This is a genomic window from Actinoplanes sp. NPDC048988 (assembly GCF_043197815.1).
Taxonomy (GTDB): Bacteria; Actinomycetota; Actinomycetes; order Mycobacteriales; family Micromonosporaceae; genus Actinoplanes.
Genome location: NZ_JBICTW010000001.1, coordinates 885,778 through 904,033, shown reverse-complemented (window position 1 = coordinate 904,033; position 18,256 = coordinate 885,778). Strand labels below are relative to the sequence as shown.

The following is an 18,256-nucleotide window of genomic DNA, read 5'->3' as shown; positions in this document are numbered from 1 at the left end:
CATCCAGGCTACGCCGTCCCTAGAGGCGAACTGTCCCCACGTCGGTTGTGTGACGGGGAGAAAGCTATTGATCCGCTTAAGGGTGGTGGTGGGGCGGTCGGATGGGTCAGGAGATGTCGCGACGCTTGGTGATCAATGTGCCGATGATTCCGGTGAGGGCGGCGTAGCCGATCAGCACGGCGGCGCCAACCCATCGCGGAGGGTTACCGGGAAGGTCGGTCCCGGAGATCATCAGCTGCGACGCGGTCGTCGGAACGAGCACCTGAAGCTTGTTGATCCACTCGGCCACCCACTGGCTGAGCAGGAAGAACACCAGCTGAAGGGCCGCGCTGCCGACCACGTACGAGATGGCCAGGACCAGGGTGGCCGCGATCTGGCTGCGAATCAGCACGCCCACGCCGACACCGAGGATCGCCCACAGGATGAAGGCGAGCGCGTTGAGCCCGATGGCCCGCCAGACGTCGCCCGAGCCGAGCTGCGTGGGCACATCCAGGTTCGACATGATCGGTGGTACGACGATCAGGTTGATCACCGTGGTCGCCAGCCAGACGATCAGGCCGACCGCGATCGCGGCGCCGAACTTGGCCAGGATGACCGATTCCCGCCGCGGCGTCGTCAGGAACGTGGTAGTGGCCGTCAGGTGGAAGAACTCGCTCGTCACGATGATCGCGGCGAGCAGCACCACGATCAGGATGCCGAAGTACTGACCGCTGGTGTACATCGTGGTGGCCACGTTCACCGGCTCGAGCGCGGCCTGCACCTGCTCGGCCTGGACGTCGGTCGCGCCATCGGTGGTGGCGGGGTCGGTGGTGGCGAACGTGGCCCAGTTGGCCAGCACGCTCGCCGCGTACAACGGCACCAGGACGATGCCCAGGATCCACCAGATCGAGGTGGTACGGACCTTGAACAGCTCCGCGTTGACCAGGCCGAGACTCATCGGATGCCCGCCTTTCCGGCCGTGAGCTGAAGGAACACCTGTTCGAGGTCGCCGCGCTCGGTGGCCAGCTCGTGCAGCTCGACCGAGGCGGTGAAGGCGGCGTGGCCGATGGCGGCGGCCTCGGCCCCGATCACCATGAGGGAGCCGTCGGACTGCTCGGTGGCCGTCGCGTTCAGCTCGGAGAGGGCGGCCTTGAGCTCGGCCGGCTGCGGGGTGCGGACCCGCACGTGGGCACCCGTGCCCATCGTGCCCAGCACCTCGTCGACCGGGCCCTGCCGGATCAGCTTGCCGGCCGCCACGATCACCACGTCGTCGGCCAGCAGCTGCATCTCGCCCAGCAGGTGGCTGGAGACGAGCACGGTGCGCCCCTCGGTGGCCAGCGCCTTGAGCAGGTCGCGCATCCAGCGGATGCCCTCGGGGTCGAGGCCGTTGGCCGGCTCGTCGAGGATCAGCACGCGCGGGTCGCCGAGCAGGGCCGCGGCGATGCCGAGCCGCTGGCGCATGCCCAGCGAGTAGCCCTTGAACTTGCGGTTGGCGGCCGGGGTGAGCCCGACGATGGTCAGCACCTCGTCGGCCCGGCTGTCCGGCAGGCCGGCGGCGCGGCAGATCATCCGCAGGTGGTTGCGTCCGGTGCGGCCGCGGTGGGCGCTGGACGCCTCGAGCACGGCCCCGACGTGCTTGATCGGGTCGTGCAGGTCGACGTACTTCGTACCGCCGAAGGTGGCCTGGCCGGAGGTCGGCGTGACCAGCCCGAGCAGCATCCGCAACGTGGTGGTCTTACCCGCGCCGTTGGGACCGAGGAACCCGGTCACCCGGCCGGTGCGGACGCTGAACGAGAGATCGTCCACCGCACGTAGACGTTTGTATTGCTTCGTGAGGTGCTCGACGACGATCTCGTCGGTGCTCATCGACATCCCTTCCGAGGTCTGGGAAAGGTCAACCTACTAAACCGTGGCGATCCATGTGGCCCGTGCCGTGGCGATTCGATCACCCTCCGGTCCGTACACCGTGGAGTTCACGAGCGCCTTGCGGCCGCTGAACTCGACCGCGGCGCCCATGATCACGCAGGTCGTGCCCGGTTCGGGCAGCGCGGCGACGTCGGCCGCGATGCGTCCCAGCACGTACGTCCGCCCGCTGTTCAACGCCGCCCATCCGCCGGGACAGTCGAGCGCGGCCCAGACCACCGGCAGATCCGCCTGTTCGGGCACGGACCAGGGTGCGGCCGTACGCCCGTCCGCCAGCGGCCCGGAGAAGACGCGCAGCCCGTCCGGGCGCTCCGTCCCGCAGACGTAGCAGGTGGGGAAGGGGTGCGCCGTGAAGCCGGGGTACGACGTCGAGGCCTCGGCCGCCTCCGGCAACCCGACCGGCGGGACCGGTGACAGCGCCCCGCCGACCTCGGACAGAGAGGCCACGAGCGTGTCGCCGTCGAGCACCGACCCGCCCTCGAGCCGCAGCTCGGTCTCCAGCGGCGGCGGTACCCGCAGGGTCACCTCGTGGACCGGCCCGCCCGGCCGCGCCCCGGCCGCGACCGCGAAGGCCCCGGCCGACCATCCACCGTTCCCGGTGCCCGGTGGCCCGTTGTAACGAGCAGGAATGAGCATGTGAGGAAGGCTCGCACAAGCCGTTCATTTTGTAGCCATGAATCGCCACCTGGACCGACATTCCATCGGCAGGTGTCACCCTTACACAAGTCACATGGCCGTATTACTTACCGCCGCCGCCCCCACCGGGACCAGCGGCTACACCCTGCTCATCGCCGACGACCCCGAGCAGGTCGCCGCCGCGCAGCGGCTGCGACACGACGTCTTCGCGGGCGAGCTCGGCGCCCGTCTCCCCGCCTCCGCCGACGGGCGCGACGTCGACGAGTTCGACGAGTTCTGCGACCACCTGATCGTGCGCGACGACGCGTCCGGCGCGGTGGTCGGCACCTACCGGATGCTTCCGCCGAAGGCCGCGGAGCGCGCCGGCCGCCGCTACGGCGACGGCGAGTTCGACCTGGCCGGCCTGCGCCCGCTGCGCGACCAGCTGGTCGAGACCGGCCGTTCCTGCGTGCACCCCGACCACCGCAGCGGCGCGGTGGTCAACCTGATGTGGGCCGGCCTGGCCCGCTACCTGCACCTGAACAACCTGCGCTGGCTCGGCGGCTGCGCCTCGGTGCCGCTCGACGACGGCGGCGTCACCGCGGCCGGCGTCTGGGCCCGGGTGCGGAACAAGCACCTCTCGCCGCCCGCCCTGCGGGTCACCCCGCGCCGCAACTGGCTGGCCGGTACCGATCTCGAGGGCGACCCCAAGGTGCAGCCGCCGGCCCTGCTCAAGGGCTATCTGCGGATCGGCAGCTGGGTCTGCGGCGAACCGGCCTACGACCCCGACTTCGACTGCGCCGACTTCTACGTGCTGTTCTCCATGGACCGGCTGGACCCGCGGTACCGCCGCCACTTCCTGGGAGCGACCCGATGATCGCCCTGTGGCAGCCGGTGTCCGGGTGCACCGCGCTGTGCCGGGACGGCGCCGACCGGCGGGTGCTTCCCGGTGCCGGCTTCCTGCGCATGGTCACCCTGGCCGGCGTACTCGCCGGGGGTCTGTTGCTCGTGCCCCTGCTGCGCGGGGTCGCGCTGCGCACCCTGGCCCGCGCGATGCTCGCGGTCCTGGGCATCCGGGTGGTCCGGCAGGGCCCGGCCGTGAAACCGGGCAGCATGCTGGTCGCGAACCACGTCTCCTGGCTGGACATCCTGGTGCTGATGGCGTCGGCGCCGGTGCGCCTGGTGGCCAAGGGCGAGGTGGGCTCGTGGCCGGGTATCGGGGCCCTGGCCGGCCTGTCCGGCGCGATCTTCATCGACCGCTCCCGGCCCAAGGCGCTGCCGGCCACGGTGGCCGAGGTGACCGCGGCGCTGCGGTCGGGCCGGACGGTCGCGGCGTTCCCCGAGGGCACCACCTATTGCGGCGCCAACCAGGGCGCCTTCCGGCCGGCGCTGTTCCAGGCCGCGATCGACGCGGGCGCTCCCGTGGTGCCGGCCTCGCTCGTCTACGACTCGACGGCGGCCGCCTTCATCGGCGACGACACCCTGTGGGATTCCGTACGCCGGGTCGCCGCTCTCAAGAAGCTGACAGTCACCCTCGTGACCGCTCCCGCGCTGCGCCCCGCCGCCGGCGCCGACCGCAAGGTGCTCGCCCGCGCCGCGCAGTCCTCGCTCCGCGTCTCCGGATACCGCCTGGCGGCCTAAGCCGTCTTTCAGAAAACTTTCAGCCGCCGTGCAGGCCAGTCGCAGCGGACTGATAAATACTGGGTGTCATGGCCGTTCAGACCCAGCCCAAGCAGGCCGAGGCGAAACTGCTCGTCGTCGAGGACGACGCGAACATCCTCGAGCTGCTTTCCGCCAGCCTTCGATTCGCCGGCTTCGACGTGAGCACCGCGACGAGCGGCAGCGCGGCGGTCAGCGCGGCGAAAAACTCCACCCCCGACCTCGTCGTCCTCGACGTGATGCTGCCCGACCTCGACGGCTTCGAGGTCATCCGGCTCATGCGCGAGGGCGGCCAGCGTACCCCCGTGGTCTTCCTGACCGCCCGGGACGGCACGGACGACAAGATTCGCGGCCTCACCCTGGGCGGCGACGACTACGTCACCAAGCCGTTCAGCCTCGAGGAGCTCACCGCCCGCATCCGGGCGGTGCTGCGCCGCACGACGCAGGGCGACGAGGAGCCGTCGCGCCTGGTCTTCGCCGACCTCGAGCTCGACGAGGAGACCCACGAGGTCTACCGCGCCGGTCAGCGCGTGCAGCTCTCGCCCACCGAGTTCAAGCTCCTGCGCTACTTGATGCTCAACGCCAACCGGGTGCTGTCCAAGGCGCAGATCCTCGACCACGTCTGGAAGTACGACTTCCGCGGTGACGACAACATCGTCGAGTCGTACATCTCGTACCTGCGCCGCAAGGTCGACAACGTGCAGCCGCGCCTGATCCACACCCTTCGCGGCGTCGGCTACGTGCTCCGCAAACCCGCCGTCTGAGCCGCGCCGTGACCCTCACCGAGCGGGTACGCACCACGCTCCCGCTGCAGGGCAGCCTGCGCTCCGTCCCGCTGCGGGTCAAGCTGGTGGCCTCCGTGCTGACGCTGGTCTTCGCGGCGCTGGTCGCGATAAGCGCCGCGAGCACCTACGCCCTGCACAACTACCTGCTCAAGCGGGTCGACTCGTCGATCAGCGTCTACGCGGCGACGATCGCCCGGGTGCGCTACGACATCAGGATCCCGGTGCCGGCCGACTTCTTCGTCTCGTTGAGCTCGGTCAGCGGCGTGCGCGACCCCGAGGACGGCGTGGCCAAGGGCGATCTCGACCTGGCCGAGGGTGACTACCCGCCGCTGGTCAAGGGCCTCGACAACGTCAACGCGGTGCTCGGTGAGCCGTACACGACCAAGTCGGTGAACGGCAAGGTCGAGTGGCGGGTGCTGGTCATCGTCGACCAGAGCGGCGCCGTGCTCCAGGTCGCCGAGAAGGTCTCGGTGATCAAACAGGCGGTCAGTCAGCTGCTCTGGGTCGACCTGCTGGTCGGCGTGGGCGTGCTGATCGCGCTCGCCTCGGTCGGCGCCGCCCTGGTCCGGCAGAGCCTCATCCCCCTGCACCAGATCGAGCGCACCGCGGCCGCGATCGGCGCCGGCGACCTGACCCGGCGCGTGCCCGATCCCGAGGGGCACGACGGCCCGCCGACGACCGAGCTGGGCCGGCTCTCCCGGGCCCTGAACGCCATGCTCGCGCAGATCGAGGCGGCCTTCACCGCCCGCGCCGAGTCCGAGGCGGCGGCCCGCGCGGCGGAGGCGGTCGCCAACGAGGCGGCCGAGGCGGCCCAGCACTCCGAGTCGCGGGCCGTGCGCTCCGAGGGCAAGATGCGGCAGTTCGTGGCCGACGCCTCGCACGAGCTCCGTACGCCGTTGACCACCATTCGCGGCTTCGCCGAGCTGTACCGCCAGGGCGCGGTCACCAACCCCGAGGACGTCGCCAAGCTGGTGCGCCGGATCGAGGACGAGGCGGCCCGGATGGGCCTGCTCGTCGAGGACCTGCTGCTGCTGGCCCGTCTGGACCGGGAGCGGCCGCTCAATCTGGCCCCGGTCGAGCTGCCGGTGCTGGCCCTCGACGCGGTCGAGGCCGCGCAGGCCACCGCGCCCGAGCGCACCATCGAGCTCGAGGTCCGCGACAGCGCCGAGAGCCTGGTCGTCGACGGCGACGACGCCCGCCTGCGCCAGGTGATCGGCAACCTGATGACGAACGCCCTGGTGCACACGCCGCCGGAGGCGACGGTGACCCTGCGGGTCTACGCCGAGCCGGACGGCCGGGCGGCCTTCGAGGTGTCCGACACCGGACCGGGGCTGACAGAGAGCCAGAAATCGCATATTTTCGAGCGGTTCTACCGGGTGGACGAGGCGCGGACCCGCAACACCCAGCGGGCGGCCACGGGCACCGGTCTGGGGCTGGCCATCGTGGCGGCGATCGTCAGGTCACACCAAGGAACCGTTGAGGTGATCTCGGAATCGGGGCAGGGGGCCACCTTCAAGGTGACTTTGCCTACGCTAAATCGGGATAAAGGCTTCACAGAAAACATCCAGGGCTAACACAGGTCGGTACGAGCGCGACGGGGCAATGTTGTGGGCATGAACGAGAACGAGACCGACCCGCGACCCGCGGACGCCTCCTCTGAGAGCAGCAGCCCGGAGCGGGGACAGTCTGAGGAGCCGACGGCCGCGCAGCCCGTCGTTCCCCCGGCCGCGCCGCAGACCCCGCAGTGGGGTCCGCCGGCCGCCGCCCCTCAGTCCGGCGTTCCCCAATCCGGCGTTCCTCAGTCGGGCGTTCCCCAGTCCGGCGTTCCCCAGTCGGGCGCTCCCCAGCCCGGCGTTCCCCAGTCCGGCGCTCCCCAGTGGCAGCAGCCGTCCCCGTGGCAGCAGCACGCCGGCTACCAACACCCCGGCTACCAGCCTTACGGCCCGCCGCAGCAGCCCCAGTCGCCCTACGCGCAGCAGTCGGCCTACGCCGGCACGCCGGGCGCCTGGGCCCCCGGCGGCACCACCCAGACGCAGCCCCAGATCGGCACCGCCGAGGGCCAGGCCTGGAGCGAGGGCCAGACCTGGGCCTCCGACGGGCAGCCGGCCTGGGCCGCCCCCGTCGACCAGCAGCAGCGGCCGCGCAACACCCGGGGCCGCAAGATCCTGATCGCCGGCGCCGCGGCCGTGCTGATCGCGCTCGGCGCCGGCGGCGTCGGCGCCGCGACCGCCTTGGCCTTCGACGACGACAACTCGTCGCCCACGGTGCAGACCGGCAACTCGTCGGTCACCAAGAAGGAGGTGGTCGATCGTTCGTCGCTGGCCACCATCGCCTCGGCCGTGCAGGACAGCGTTGTGTCGATCAAGACCGAGACCGGTGAGGGCTCCGGCGTCGTACTGACCAAGGACGGCTACGTCGTCACGAACAACCACGTGGTCGCCACCGCCCAGGGTGACTCGGTGACCGTGATCTTCGCCGACGGCAAGAAGTCGTCGGCCTCGATCGTCGGCACCGACCCGCGCACCGACCTGGCCGTGGTCAAGGTCGGCCTGTCCGACCTCAAGCCCGCCACCTTCGGCAGCAGCGCCAAGATGCAGGTCGGCGACACCGTGCTCGCGATCGGCAGCCCGCTCGGCCTGGAGGGCTCGGTCACCGCCGGCATCATCAGCGCCAAGGACCGCACCATCCAGTCCAGCAGCGAGGAAGAGCAGCCGCAGCAGCAGAACCCGTTCGGCGGCCAGAGCCAGCCGCAGTCGGGCTCCAGCACCACGATGTCCGGCCTGCTGCAGACCGACGCGCCGATCAACCCCGGTAACTCGGGTGGTGCCCTGGTCAACACCCTCGGCGAGGTCATCGGCATCAACTCGGCGATCGCCACCCAGGGCAGCGGCAGCGGCAACATCGGCCTCGGCTTCGCCATCCCGAGCGACAAGGCCAAGCAGGTCGCCGAGGACCTGATGGCCGGCAAGAAGGTCAGCCACCCGGCGCTCGGCGTGAGCGTGGCCGACGGGGAGAACGGCGGCGCCCTGGTCAGCCAGGTCACCGCGGGCAGTGCGGCCGCCAAGGCCGGCCTCCAGCAGGGCGACGTCATCACCTCGGCCGACGGCAAGAGCATCGGCGACTCCGACGACCTGGTGGCCGCGGTCCAGGGCGGCGCTGTCGGTCAGCAGATGACCCTCGAGTACACCCGGGACGGCGCCAAGAAGACGGTCACCGTCACGCTGGCCGAGTCCAAGTAAAAGACCAGCAGTTCCCTCCCGCGACGGCGGGCGGTGCGGCAAGGGGGTTGCCGCGCCGCCCGCCGTACGTTTGTCCGGTGTCATTCTCCGATTACGGGGAAAACGCCACAAATCGGCACGTGGGTCTCGCTTTAGGCCGTCCGGACGGCCTAATCTGCCATTCGCCATCGCCCATGGGCGACACCGAGGCAGTGAAAGGCGCGCCCTTCCGTGACATCGCACGTCGAGACAAATGTCTGGGAGGCCGTGGCCGGGCGCACCCCGGGTGAGTCCGGCGATCCGGGACTCTGGGGCGCCGTCGTCGACCGCCTCAACCCGTCCCGGGCCCGGCCGGTGCTGCGCGCCGGCGTCGAGGCCGTGCAGCTGGCCGACGCCCGCGGCGGCGCCTACCTGCTGCTGCGCTCGCCCGACGACGGCAGCCGGGCCGGATACCTGCGGCTGACCGACGAGGAGTGGCAGCTCGCCCTGCTCATGGACGGCGAGAACACGGTCACCCGGCTGGTCGCCGAGTTCGCGCGGATCGCCGGGCGGCTCGCCCCCGACCAGGTCCGCCGGGTCGTGGCCGACCTGGCCGCCCACCGCATGCTCGACGAGCTGCCGATGGACGCCTTCCGCCCGCTCGAGGAGATCGGGCGCCGGCCGCTGCCGTCGCCCGCCGCGCCCGGGCCCCGCCGGCTCGCCTTCGACGCCGACGGCCTGTTCCTCACCCTCTACCGGGCCGGCGGCCGCTTCCTGTTCGGCCGGGGCGCCGCCATCGCGACCGGCGCGCTCGCGGTGATCGGCCTGGCCCTGTTCGCCGTCACCTGGGTCCGGGGCAGCCGGTCGCTGTTCCTGTCCGGCGACTCGTACCTGCTCGGCGCGGTCGTGCTCGTGCTGCTCAACCTGATCGTGGTCGGCGTCCGGGAGATCGGCCGGGCCCTCGCGGTCAAGGCCACGGGACGTGAGGTGCCGGCGGCCGGCCTGCTCGTCTCGTACGGAATGCCCTCGGTCTTCGTCGAGACCAGCGACGTCTGGATGGCCGGGCGCCGGGCCCGCCTGCTCGTCGCCGCCGCCGGCCCGGCCGGCACGCTGCTGCTGGCCGGCGTGGCCCAGCTCGCCGGTCTGGCCGTGCCACCGCTGGCCGGCCTCGCCTTCAAGCTGGCCTTCCTCTGCTATCTGAGCCTGTTCTTCCAGCTCAGCCCGCTGCTGCGGCGCGACGGCCAGCAGTTTCTGACCGACTGGACCGAGATTCCGCAGCTGCGGGACCGGGCGCTGGCCTGGCTGAGCGGCCGCCTGCGCCGGCGGTCGCCGGGCTGGAAGACCCTCGATCGCGAGGGGCGGTTGATCGCGCTCTACGGCTATCTCGCGCTGGCCTGGACCGCGCTCGCGCTCGTGCTGGCGTACCGGCTCTGGATCGACCGGGTCTCCGGGGCCGCCACCGGCCTGTGGCACTCCGGGCCGTTCGGCGCCCTGCTGCTCCTGCTGATCATGTTCGGCGTGGCCGGACCGGTCGTCTTCCTCGTGATCGGCAAGGTCGTCCGGTGGCTGGCCGGTTCCCGGCTGCGCCGCGCCGAGAACGATCGCGAGGCCGACAGCCCGCGCCGGCTGGCCGCGCTGCGCGCCTCCGAGCTCGGCGGCCTGCCCGAGCCGGCGCTGCAGGGCCTGGCCGCCCGCGCCCGCTGGCTGCACCCGCCGAAAGGGCGCCAGGTCGTGCTCTCCGGCGGCTCGCAGCAGGCCGTCCTGGTGGTCGTCGAGGGCGCCCTGGAGGCCCGCATGCCCGGCGACCCGCCCGGCACGATCCGCCACCACGTCGGCCCCGGAGCGGTCGTCGGCCTGGTCAACGCGTTGACCGGGCGATCGACCCAGCTCGACTGGCACACCGCCGGCACGACGCTGCTCTCCATCCCCACCGCGACCGTGGCCACTGTGGTCGGGCCGCTGCCCGGCCCGCCGCCGCAGGACCGGGCCGAGGCCGAGGCGCTGTTCGCCGACACCCCGGCGCTGGCCGGCCTCGATCTCGACCAGCGGCTCGCCCTGATCGCCTCGGCCCACCCGGTCGACCTCGACCCGGGCGCGCCGGTCATCCTGCCCGGTCCCACCCACGCGGTGGTCGTCGAGTCCGGCGTCATCGCCCTGCCCGACGGCCTCGAGCTGCGCCGCGGCACGCTGGTCGGCCCGGTCGGCGAGGGCAGCCCCGGCATGGTGGCCCAGTCCCGCACGCCGGTGCGGCTGTGGGTGCTGCCGGACGCCTCCGACCTGCCGCCCCTGGTCGGCGCCACCCACCGGCCCGGATCCGAGATGCCGGTGGTCGCCGTGAAGGGCTTCCTGAGCTCCGGCGCCCGGGACGCCTACCCGCCCCTGGCCGTGCCGCCCGGCCCACCCCAGGAGCAGGCCGACCCCGCGGCCGACCTGCGCTTCGAGCGCGGGTTGCGGTGGGCCGCCGTGGTCGTACTGACCGGGGCCCTCTTCTTCGCCGGCCTCAACTTCAAAGCCGGCCCGGCGTGGGCCGAGATGCCGTCCGACCAGCTGCTGCTGACCATCGGCGCCGGCCCGGTGACGGCCACGTTCGACGGCGAGCAGGCCACCCTGGCCGCCGGCGCCTCGCGCCACATCGACCTGGGTGAGACCATCGACGTGCCGGCCGGATCGTCGGCCGACCTCGTCTTTCCGGGCGGGGCGTCCACCCGCGTCTGCGGCGGCAGCAAGGTAGGCATCGGCGGCCTGCACGTCCAGAGCGGCCGGCACCGCGCGCCGGTGGCCATGCTCTCGCTCCAGAGTGGCCGACTGCTGGCCGGCACCGGCAGCACGAGCGGGGCCTTCCAGCCGCTCGCCCTCACCGTCGACCGCAGCGAGGGCCGGGTCACCAACACCGGCGCCGCCTGGTTCTCGGTCGAACCGGCGGCCGTCACCGTCTCGTCGGGCAAGGTCGCCGTCGGTGGCACGGCCGCGCCCGCGACCGGCGCGCAGCTCGCCTGCCAGGACGGCGCACCGGTAGCGCCGCCGGAGGAGAGCGCCCCGGCGCCGTCGGAATCGGAGGAGTCGGAGGAGCCGGCCCCGTCCGATCCCTCCACCGAGGCGAGCGTTCCCGCCTCGCCGAGCGCTACTGTAGTCACACCGTCACAGACCGATGATCCCGTCGAGACCACCGAGCCCGAGGCCCCCACCGACCCGACGGACCCGACGTCCACCACCACCCGGCCCGCGACGACCGCGCCGCCCACCACGACGTCGCCGACCGTCCGTCCCACGACGCCCCGGCCGCCGGCCACGCCGCCGACGACTCCGAAGACGACGCCGCCCACCACCCCACCGACGACGCCCGCGACGACGCCGCCGACCACACCGGACGTGCCCGAGACGACCCAGAGCACCGGGGAGGGCGGAGCCGGCGGCTGAGCCCGGAGTGCACACAGGAGGCTTGATGCTCTGCTGGTTCTGTGCCGAGCCCGCCCGCGCCACCTGCCGCTTCTGCGGCCGGGGCGTGTGCGCGGACCACGCCCGGTTCGGGCCCTACATCCTTCAGGTGAACCGCTCCGAGAGCCGGCGCCGGGCCGAGGCGCTGGTCGTCGACGACGCGGTGCAGTGCGGCTCCTGCCGTCCCCGTCCCCACGCGGTGGCGATGCCGGAGCTGGACTGATGGCCCTATGGTGCAGGAATGGCTAAGTTCGGCGGCGACGACCTGGGCCCGTGGTCCGAGTTCGGCACGGTGGCCGGCATGGTCGCGACCCAGAACGGGCAGGACCTGTCCGCTCCGGTCACCGGCCTGGGCGACAACCCCGACCTCGACGGCCTGCCCGCCGTCACGGGCCTCGGCGACGCGCCCCCGCACCTGCCGGACGAGATCGGCGAGGTAGTACGGGAGACGGCTGCGGCCGTACGGGACGAGCAGGTCGACGACTACGACAACCAGGTCGACGCGGACGGCGACGGCACCCTCGACGAGGCCACCTTCCGGGGCCGGGCCGACGGCGGCGTCGACATCCTGGTCGACCTGAACGACGACGGCCGCACCGACTTCATCGGCGTCGACCTCGACCTCGACAACCGCGTCGACTTCGCCGGCTACGACAAGGACCATGACGGCGACTTCGAGAAACGGATGTACGACGACGACGGCGACGGGTTCCTCGACCGCGCCGTCTGGACCGAGGGCAGCTGACGTACGGCCGGACGGTTCCGGCCGTTCAGCGGAACTGCCTTGATGAGCCGGACCTCGTTGGACAGGGCAGCATCAGCGGGCTCAGTTCACTTTCACGAGGGAAGGCTTACAGGGTGAAGAAGAGGTTCTTCGTGGCGGCGGCGGCCGCGGCGTCCATGTTGGGCTTTGCGGTGGCCACGCCGGCCCAGGCGGCCGAGGCGCCGGTGTACTTCAGCCGGATCTACTACGACTCGCCGGGCAAGGACACCCGCAGCAACGCAAGCCTGAACGCCGAATGGTTCCGGCTGACGAACAGCACCAAGAAGACGATCCAGCTGAAGAACTTCACGGTCCGCGACGCGGCGAACCACGTGTACAAGTTCGGCGCCTACGCCCTGGCCCCCGGCAAGTCGGTGGTCGTGCACACCGGCAAGGGAACCGCCGGCAAGCCGTCCGCCATCGACCGCTACTGGGGTTCGGGCAACTACATCTGGAACAACACCGGCGACACCGCGACCCTGCGCAACGCGGCCGGCAAGACCATCAACACCTGCAAGTTCGGCAAGGGCGTAGCCACCAACTGCTGACCCCACCGCCACCCCCGCGCCCGCACCGGCGCGGGGGCTCGGCGCGGACCGCGAAGCCGGCGCCGGGTCCGAAAGGCCGAAATTGCCGTCGCTGCGTGCTGACGGCCTTCTTGCTACGCGCCCCAGCTGGTCAGGATCGATGTAGTCCTCTCCGGCATCGAAGAGTCCGACAACGGCTCTGGACCCGGGAGCAGAGCAGAAGATCCATGGGCTGAAGCCGAGCCAGCGCGAGGCGTACGGGTTCGGGGGCGCCGGAGCCCTGGGAGCCGCGGGCGCGGGAGCTGGGTTCGGTGGGCGGGCGGCGCCGGCGGTCAGGGGCAGGGCGGCGGCGACGGCGGACGTGATGAGCGTGACGGCGCGGCGGCGGTTGGGGTGGGCCGCGCTGGGAAGCAGAATGGTCATGCCGTCGATGGGTGCCGGGCCGGGCCCGGGACACCACCCGTCGCGGAAGCGACCGGTTATGCCCAGAGCGGATTCGCCATGAGGGGAATCGCTGGGAGACCGGGCGCTCCTGCGTAAAGCTTTAAGGCGTCGAACGGCCGGTCGAGTGACGGGCCCCCAGACGGATGCGAGAGGGTGTTGTCATGAGTGTTGACGAGTTGATTATGCGGGCCGGCGGCGCATCCTTCGACGACCAGGTGTTCGAGCGGCTCCTGCGCGAGCGGATCATCTTCCTCGGCAGCGAGGTCAATGACGAGGTGACCAACCGCATCTGCGCCCAGTTGCTGCTGCTCGCCTCCGCCGACAGTGAGCGGGACATCGCGCTCTACATCAACTCGCCGGGCGGCTCGATCAGCGCCGGCATGGCGGTGTACGACACGATGCAGTACATCAAGAACGACGTGGCGACGATCGCGATGGGCATGGCCGCCTCGATGGGCCAGTTCCTGCTCTGCGCGGGCACGCCCGGCAAGCGGTACGCGCTGCCGCACGCGCGGATCATGATGCACCAGCTCTCCGGTGGCATCGGCGGCACCGCGGCCGACATCGCCATCCAGGCCGAGAGCATGCTGCACATCAAGCAGACGATGAACGAGCGGATCGCCTTCCACACCGGGCACACCCCGGAGGAGATCGAGCGCGACTCCGACCGTGACCGCTGGTTCACGGCCGACCAGGCCAAGGAGTACGGCCTGATCGACCACGTGATCAGCAAGGCCAACCAGGTGAACCCGAGCGGCGCTCCGATCTCCTGACCTGCACAGACGCGGGCGCGTGGCCATCGGCCGCGCGCCCGTTGTGTGTTTCCTGAGCGTTCGGGGTACAGGACTGGCATCCCCCGAATCGCTCAAGGAGGTGCTGACGTGAGGATCCCGACGTTCTCCCGCCAGACCGAGACCGATACCACGGAGACGCCCACCCAGCCGGCCGCCACCTCCCCCGTACGGCCCCGGCAGGACCCGGACGTCACGAAGGCGGAGCGCAAGCTCGATCCCCCGCCGCCCCCGCCCTCGGTGGGCCGCCCCACCGGCAGCGCCGTCGTCGACAAGACGCCCCCGCGCCGCGTCGACCGCGACGAGCCCCCCACGCTCGAGCAGAAGAAAGTCGAGCCCACACCCGTCGTTCCGGCCGGGCCGAAGCCGCGGGCCAGCCTGCTGGCCACGCTGGGCCTGGTCCTCGGTGTGGCGTCGGTGTTCCTGGTGCTGTCGGGCCCGCTGCTCGGCTACGGCATCGGCGTCGCCGGCCTGGCCTTGATCCTTTCGCTGAGCGGCATCCACGCCACCGGCAAGCGGCACGTCGCCGGCAAGTCGGACGCCCTGCTCGGCATGGTCTTCTCGCTCGGCGCCATCGTGCTCGGCATCCTGGCCCTGACCGGTTCACTGAACTGGCTGGGCACCGACACCCAGCCCGTGAACAATTTTCGGGATTGGCTGGACGCGCGGTTTGTGGACCGTTTCTGACGGGTAAGTAACTGTTGCAGCCGACGACGAAGTCGGGTGCACCCCTCGGAACCGGGACTGGTCACCACCCTTCCCGCCCCGAAAAACCCGGCGGTTCGCCGGCACCCATTCACCCTCCGCGGGCGGCCTGGTTCAGGCCGCCCGCGAGGTGTTTCCGGGCCCACGCAACGAATCTCCGTTCCCGCGCCTGAGCACGCAATGATCGAAAGCCAGGCGCATGGTTGAACCAGGGCCTCGTGCGGGCCGGCGGCTCTAGCGTTTCTGCCATGAACACCACGGCCTCGCCGCGCCGCTACCTGATGTGCCGGCCCACCCACTTCGCCGTCACATACCGGATCAATCCGTGGATGGATCCCACGGCGCCCTACGACAACGCGCTCGCCGTCCGCCAGTGGGAGAACCTCCGGCAGACCTACCTCGACCTGGGGCACACCGTCGAGCTGATCGACCCGCTGCCGGGCCTGCCCGACATGGTGTTCTCGGCCAACGGCGCCACCGTGGTCGACGGCCGGGTGCTGGCCGTGCAGTTCCGCGACGCCGAGCGGGCCGACGAGGCCCCGGCGTACGCGTCCTGGTTCCGCGAGCGGGGCTTCACCGTGATCGAGCCGAAGCACACGAACGAGGGCGAAGGCGACATCCTGCTCGCCGGCGACGTGCTACTGGCCGGCACCGGCTTCCGGACCTCGCACGCCTCGCACGCCGAGACGCAGGAGGCCCTCCAGCGCCCGGTGATCACCCTTCAGCTGGTCGACCCGGCGTACTACCACCTCGACACGGCTCTCTGCGTGCTCGACGAGACCAACGTCGCGTACCTGCCGTCGGCCTTCTCACCGGGCTCGCAGGCCGTGCTGCGTCAGCTCTACCCGCACGCGGTGATCGCGAACGCGGAGGACGCGGCCGTTCTCGGCCTCAACGCGGTCAGCGACGGCCGTACCGTGGTTCTGCCGGAACAGGCCACCCATCTCGCCGGGGCGCTGCGCGCCGCCGGCTACCAGACCGTCGGGGTCGACGTCTCCGAGCTGCGCAAGGCCGGCGGCGGACCCAAGTGCTGCACCTTGGAGGTACGAGCGTGACCACCGTTGACCAGCGCACCCCCGGTGAGCTCGCCGAGGCCGAGCGGTACACCGCGCACAACTACCACCCGCTGCCCGTCGTGGTGACCGAGGGCGAGGGCGCCTGGGTCACCGACGTCGACGGCCGCCGCTACCTCGACTTCCTGGCCGGGTACTCGGCGCTGAACTTCGGGCACCGCCACCCGGAGCTGATCGCCGCCGCGCACGCCCAGCTCGACCGGGTCACGCTGACCAGCCGGGCGTTCGTGCACGACCAGTTCGCCGCGTTCTGCCGGTCGCTGGCCGAGCTGTGCGGCAAGGAGCTCGTGCTGCCGATGAACACCGGCGCCGAGGCCGTCGAGACCGCGATCAAGGTCGCCCGCAAGTGGGGCTACCAGGTCAAGGGCGTGGAGAACGAGCGCGCCGAGATCATCGTCGCCGCCGACAACTTCCACGGGCGTACGACCACGATCGTCAGCTTCTCGACCGACCCGGACGCGCGGGCCGACTTCGGGCCGTACACCCCGGGTTTCGTCGTGGTGCCGTACGGCGATCTGGAGGCGCTGGCCGCCGCCGTCACGCCGAACACGGTGGCCGTGCTCCTGGAGCCGATCCAGGGCGAGGCCGGCGTGCTCGTGCCGCCGGCCGGTTACTTCGCCGGTGTGCGCGAGCTGTGTACCGCGCAGAACGTGCTGATGATCGCCGACGAGATCCAGTCGGGGCTGGGCCGTACCGGCCGCACCTTCGCCATCGAGCACGAGGGCGTCGTCCCCGACATGTACGTGCTGGGCAAGGCCCTCGGCGGCGGCATCGTACCCGTCTCGGCCGTGGCCGCCGACCGGGACGTGCTGGGCGTGCTGAAGCCGGGCGAGCACGGCTCGACCTTCGGCGGCAACCCGCTGGCCTGCGCGGTCGGCCACGAGGTGGTCCGCCTTCTGGCCACCGGCGAGTTCCAGAAGCGCTCGGCCGAGCTGGGCGACCGGTTGCACGCCCGGCTGGGCGAGCTGATCGGGCGCGGCCTCATCGCCGTACGGGGAAGGGGCCTGTGGGCCGGTGTCGACATCGACCCGGCGCTGATGACCGGCCGCCGCGCCTGCGAGCTGCTGGCCGAGCGCGGTGTCCTGGCCAAGGACACGCACGGCTCGACCATCCGGCTGGCGCCGCCGCTGGTCGTCACCGAGGCCGAGATCGACCACGCGGTGGACCAGCTGGCCGCGATCCTGTCGCTCTAACGCTCGAACTTGCGCAGGGCCATCGTCGGCGCCTCGCCCATCACCGACTGGGGCTGGGCGACGCCGCCGGTGGCCCACATGCTCGCCCGGCCCACGTTGACGTTGGCGTAGAGCTCCACCACGTCCTCGGGACCGAGCGTGCGGGTCTCGCCGCGGCGCAGGGTGAGCCGGGCGTCGTCGTCGGCCGAGCCGCCGGGGCGCACGCCGCTGCCGTTGGTGCTCACGTCCTGCACGGTCAGCGTGCCGTCGGGGCGCAGCGTGAACTTCACGTGGCCGCGGCTGATCCACTTGCGGGCGTCGTCGGTGAGCCACTGGCCCAGCATGATCCCGTTGCCCTCGGGGGCGCGGCCCACGACCACCGGCTCGTCGGTCGAGACCACGAACCGGCGCCGGATGACACCGTCGATGCGTACCGAAAGCACCTCGACCGCCGCCCGCTGACCGGCGTCCTTGAGCCGGGCGCCGTGCCGCGGGCAGGTCGGCACCCCGCCGCGCAGGGCCGGCGGCGGCTGCGAGACCGGGCTGGTGAAGGTGCGCATGTCGGCGAAGAAGCTGTCGGCGTCGCCCCCGGAGCCGTAGCTCGCGCAGTTGGGCTCGGGGCAGCTCCACACGCGGGCCAGCAGCCGGTCGCCCATCGGGGAGCGCTCCGGCGGCCGCGGCGGCTCGTTGCGGCCGACCCGGGGGACCAGCACCGTGGTGCCGCCCTCGCCGGCGACGGCGGCCAGCAGGCGGCCCGGATCGTCGACCCAGGGGTAACGCTCGCGCTCACGGTCGGCCCGGCCGCGGGTGAGCACCGGCACGCCGAGCAGGTCGGCCGCCTCGAAGACGCGGCCGTCGAGTTGCGGGACCACCTCGACCTTGCCGTCGTCCGCCCACCGGCGGATGACCATTCGCTCGTTCGAGGTCAGATCGGTGTCGGATAGCAGACCGCGGGGCACCACCACGTAAACCGGGACGTTCTCCTCGGCGAAGCGCAGTCCGAGCGCGTCGAGGACCAGGCCCAGCCGCACCGAGCTGGCCGGCCGCCCGCCGTCGAGGTCCGCGTAGCGGACGATCTCCGACATATCGACCACCGCGCGCGCGAGAGCGGGGTCGGTGGTGAGCCGGGCCTCGATGGCGTCGAGGACCTTGCTGATCTCGAATCTCACGGGTCCTCCCGAGGGGTGA

17 protein-coding genes are annotated in these 18,256 nt (G+C 71.6%); 13 read left to right on the top strand and 4 right to left on the bottom strand.

Features of this window, described 5'->3' with window-relative positions:
• Positions 1-106: 106 nt before the first annotated feature.
• The 3 genes from ACGFJ7_RS03880 to ACGFJ7_RS03870 are packed head-to-tail and all read right to left on the bottom strand — an operon-like array spanning position 107 to position 2,538.
• Complete coding sequence (locus tag ACGFJ7_RS03880) at positions 107-937, bottom strand: ABC transporter permease (RefSeq protein ID WP_360242926.1); 831 nt, start codon at positions 935-937, stop codon at positions 107-109.
• Complete coding sequence (locus tag ACGFJ7_RS03875; RefSeq protein WP_360242923.1) at positions 934-1,851, bottom strand: ABC transporter ATP-binding protein; 918 nt, start codon at positions 1,849-1,851, stop codon at positions 934-936. The genes ACGFJ7_RS03880 and ACGFJ7_RS03875 overlap by 4 nt, the downstream gene beginning before the upstream one ends.
• A 30-nt stretch (positions 1,852-1,881) precedes the next feature.
• Positions 1,882-2,538: a hypothetical protein gene (locus tag ACGFJ7_RS03870; RefSeq protein WP_360242920.1), complete on the bottom strand. Its 657-nt coding sequence runs from the start codon at positions 2,536-2,538 to the stop codon at positions 1,882-1,884.
• A gap of 94 nt (positions 2,539-2,632) precedes the next feature.
• On the opposite strand from ACGFJ7_RS03870, the gene ACGFJ7_RS03865 reads away from it, so the two are divergent.
• The 13 genes from ACGFJ7_RS03865 (at position 2,633) to rocD (ending at position 17,089) form a co-directional block, all read left to right on the top strand.
• Positions 2,633-3,394 carry a GNAT family N-acyltransferase gene (locus ACGFJ7_RS03865; RefSeq protein WP_360242917.1) on the top strand — a complete coding sequence of 254 codons (762 nt, stop codon included), beginning with the start codon at positions 2,633-2,635 and terminating at the stop codon, positions 3,392-3,394.
• Positions 3,391-4,158: a lysophospholipid acyltransferase family protein gene (locus ACGFJ7_RS03860; protein ID WP_360242914.1), complete on the top strand. Its 768-nt coding sequence runs from the start codon at positions 3,391-3,393 to the stop codon at positions 4,156-4,158. The genes ACGFJ7_RS03865 and ACGFJ7_RS03860 overlap by 4 nt, the downstream gene beginning before the upstream one ends.
• Before the next feature lie 68 nt (positions 4,159-4,226).
• Positions 4,227-4,940 (top strand): response regulator transcription factor, encoded by a 714-nt coding sequence (locus ACGFJ7_RS03855; RefSeq protein ID WP_360242911.1) that lies wholly within the window; start codon positions 4,227-4,229, stop codon positions 4,938-4,940.
• 8 nt (positions 4,941-4,948) lie between these two features.
• On the top strand, positions 4,949-6,535 hold the full coding sequence (locus ACGFJ7_RS03850) for a HAMP domain-containing sensor histidine kinase (protein WP_360242908.1): 1,587 nt from the start codon (positions 4,949-4,951) through the stop codon (positions 6,533-6,535).
• 39 nt (positions 6,536-6,574) lie between these two features.
• Entirely contained in the window at positions 6,575-8,200 is a 1,626-nt protein-coding gene (locus ACGFJ7_RS03845; RefSeq protein ID WP_360242905.1) for a trypsin-like peptidase domain-containing protein, read from the top strand.
• 210 nt (positions 8,201-8,410) lie between these two features.
• The gene (locus tag ACGFJ7_RS03840; RefSeq protein WP_392640725.1) at positions 8,411-11,575 is read left to right on the top strand and encodes a cyclic nucleotide-binding protein; all 3,165 of its coding nucleotides are present in this window, start codon (positions 8,411-8,413) and stop codon (positions 11,573-11,575) included.
• Positions 11,576-11,600: 25 nt separating this feature from the next.
• Positions 11,601-11,816 carry a hypothetical protein gene (locus ACGFJ7_RS03835; RefSeq protein WP_360242899.1) on the top strand — a complete coding sequence of 72 codons (216 nt, stop codon included), beginning with the start codon at positions 11,601-11,603 and terminating at the stop codon, positions 11,814-11,816.
• Positions 11,817-11,834: 18 nt separating this feature from the next.
• Entirely contained in the window at positions 11,835-12,338 is a 504-nt protein-coding gene (locus ACGFJ7_RS03830; protein ID WP_360242896.1) for a hypothetical protein, read from the top strand.
• 113 nt (positions 12,339-12,451) lie between these two features.
• Positions 12,452-12,904 (top strand): lamin tail domain-containing protein, encoded by a 453-nt coding sequence (locus tag ACGFJ7_RS03825; protein WP_360242893.1) that lies wholly within the window; start codon positions 12,452-12,454, stop codon positions 12,902-12,904.
• Positions 12,905-13,488: 584 nt separating this feature from the next.
• The gene (locus ACGFJ7_RS03820) at positions 13,489-14,100 is read left to right on the top strand and encodes an ATP-dependent Clp protease proteolytic subunit (protein WP_360242890.1); all 612 of its coding nucleotides are present in this window, start codon (positions 13,489-13,491) and stop codon (positions 14,098-14,100) included.
• Between the two features lie 108 nt (positions 14,101-14,208).
• Positions 14,209-14,805, top strand: coding sequence for a hypothetical protein (locus ACGFJ7_RS03815; RefSeq protein WP_360242887.1), 597 nt, complete (start codon positions 14,209-14,211; stop codon positions 14,803-14,805).
• A gap of 266 nt (positions 14,806-15,071) precedes the next feature.
• Positions 15,072-15,878: a dimethylargininase gene (ddaH, locus tag ACGFJ7_RS03810; RefSeq protein WP_392640721.1), complete on the top strand. Its 807-nt coding sequence runs from the start codon at positions 15,072-15,074 to the stop codon at positions 15,876-15,878.
• Positions 15,875-17,089 carry an ornithine--oxo-acid transaminase gene (gene rocD / locus ACGFJ7_RS03805; protein ID WP_360242881.1) on the top strand — a complete coding sequence of 405 codons (1,215 nt, stop codon included), beginning with the start codon at positions 15,875-15,877 and terminating at the stop codon, positions 17,087-17,089. The genes ddaH and rocD overlap by 4 nt, the downstream gene beginning before the upstream one ends.
• On the opposite strand, the gene ACGFJ7_RS03800 is transcribed toward rocD, so the two are convergent.
• Positions 17,086-18,237 carry an FHA domain-containing protein gene (locus tag ACGFJ7_RS03800; protein ID WP_360242878.1) on the bottom strand — a complete coding sequence of 384 codons (1,152 nt, stop codon included), beginning with the start codon at positions 18,235-18,237 and terminating at the stop codon, positions 17,086-17,088. The two genes, rocD and ACGFJ7_RS03800, sit on opposite strands and share 4 nt — an antisense overlap.
• Positions 18,238-18,256: the final 19 nt, after the last annotated feature.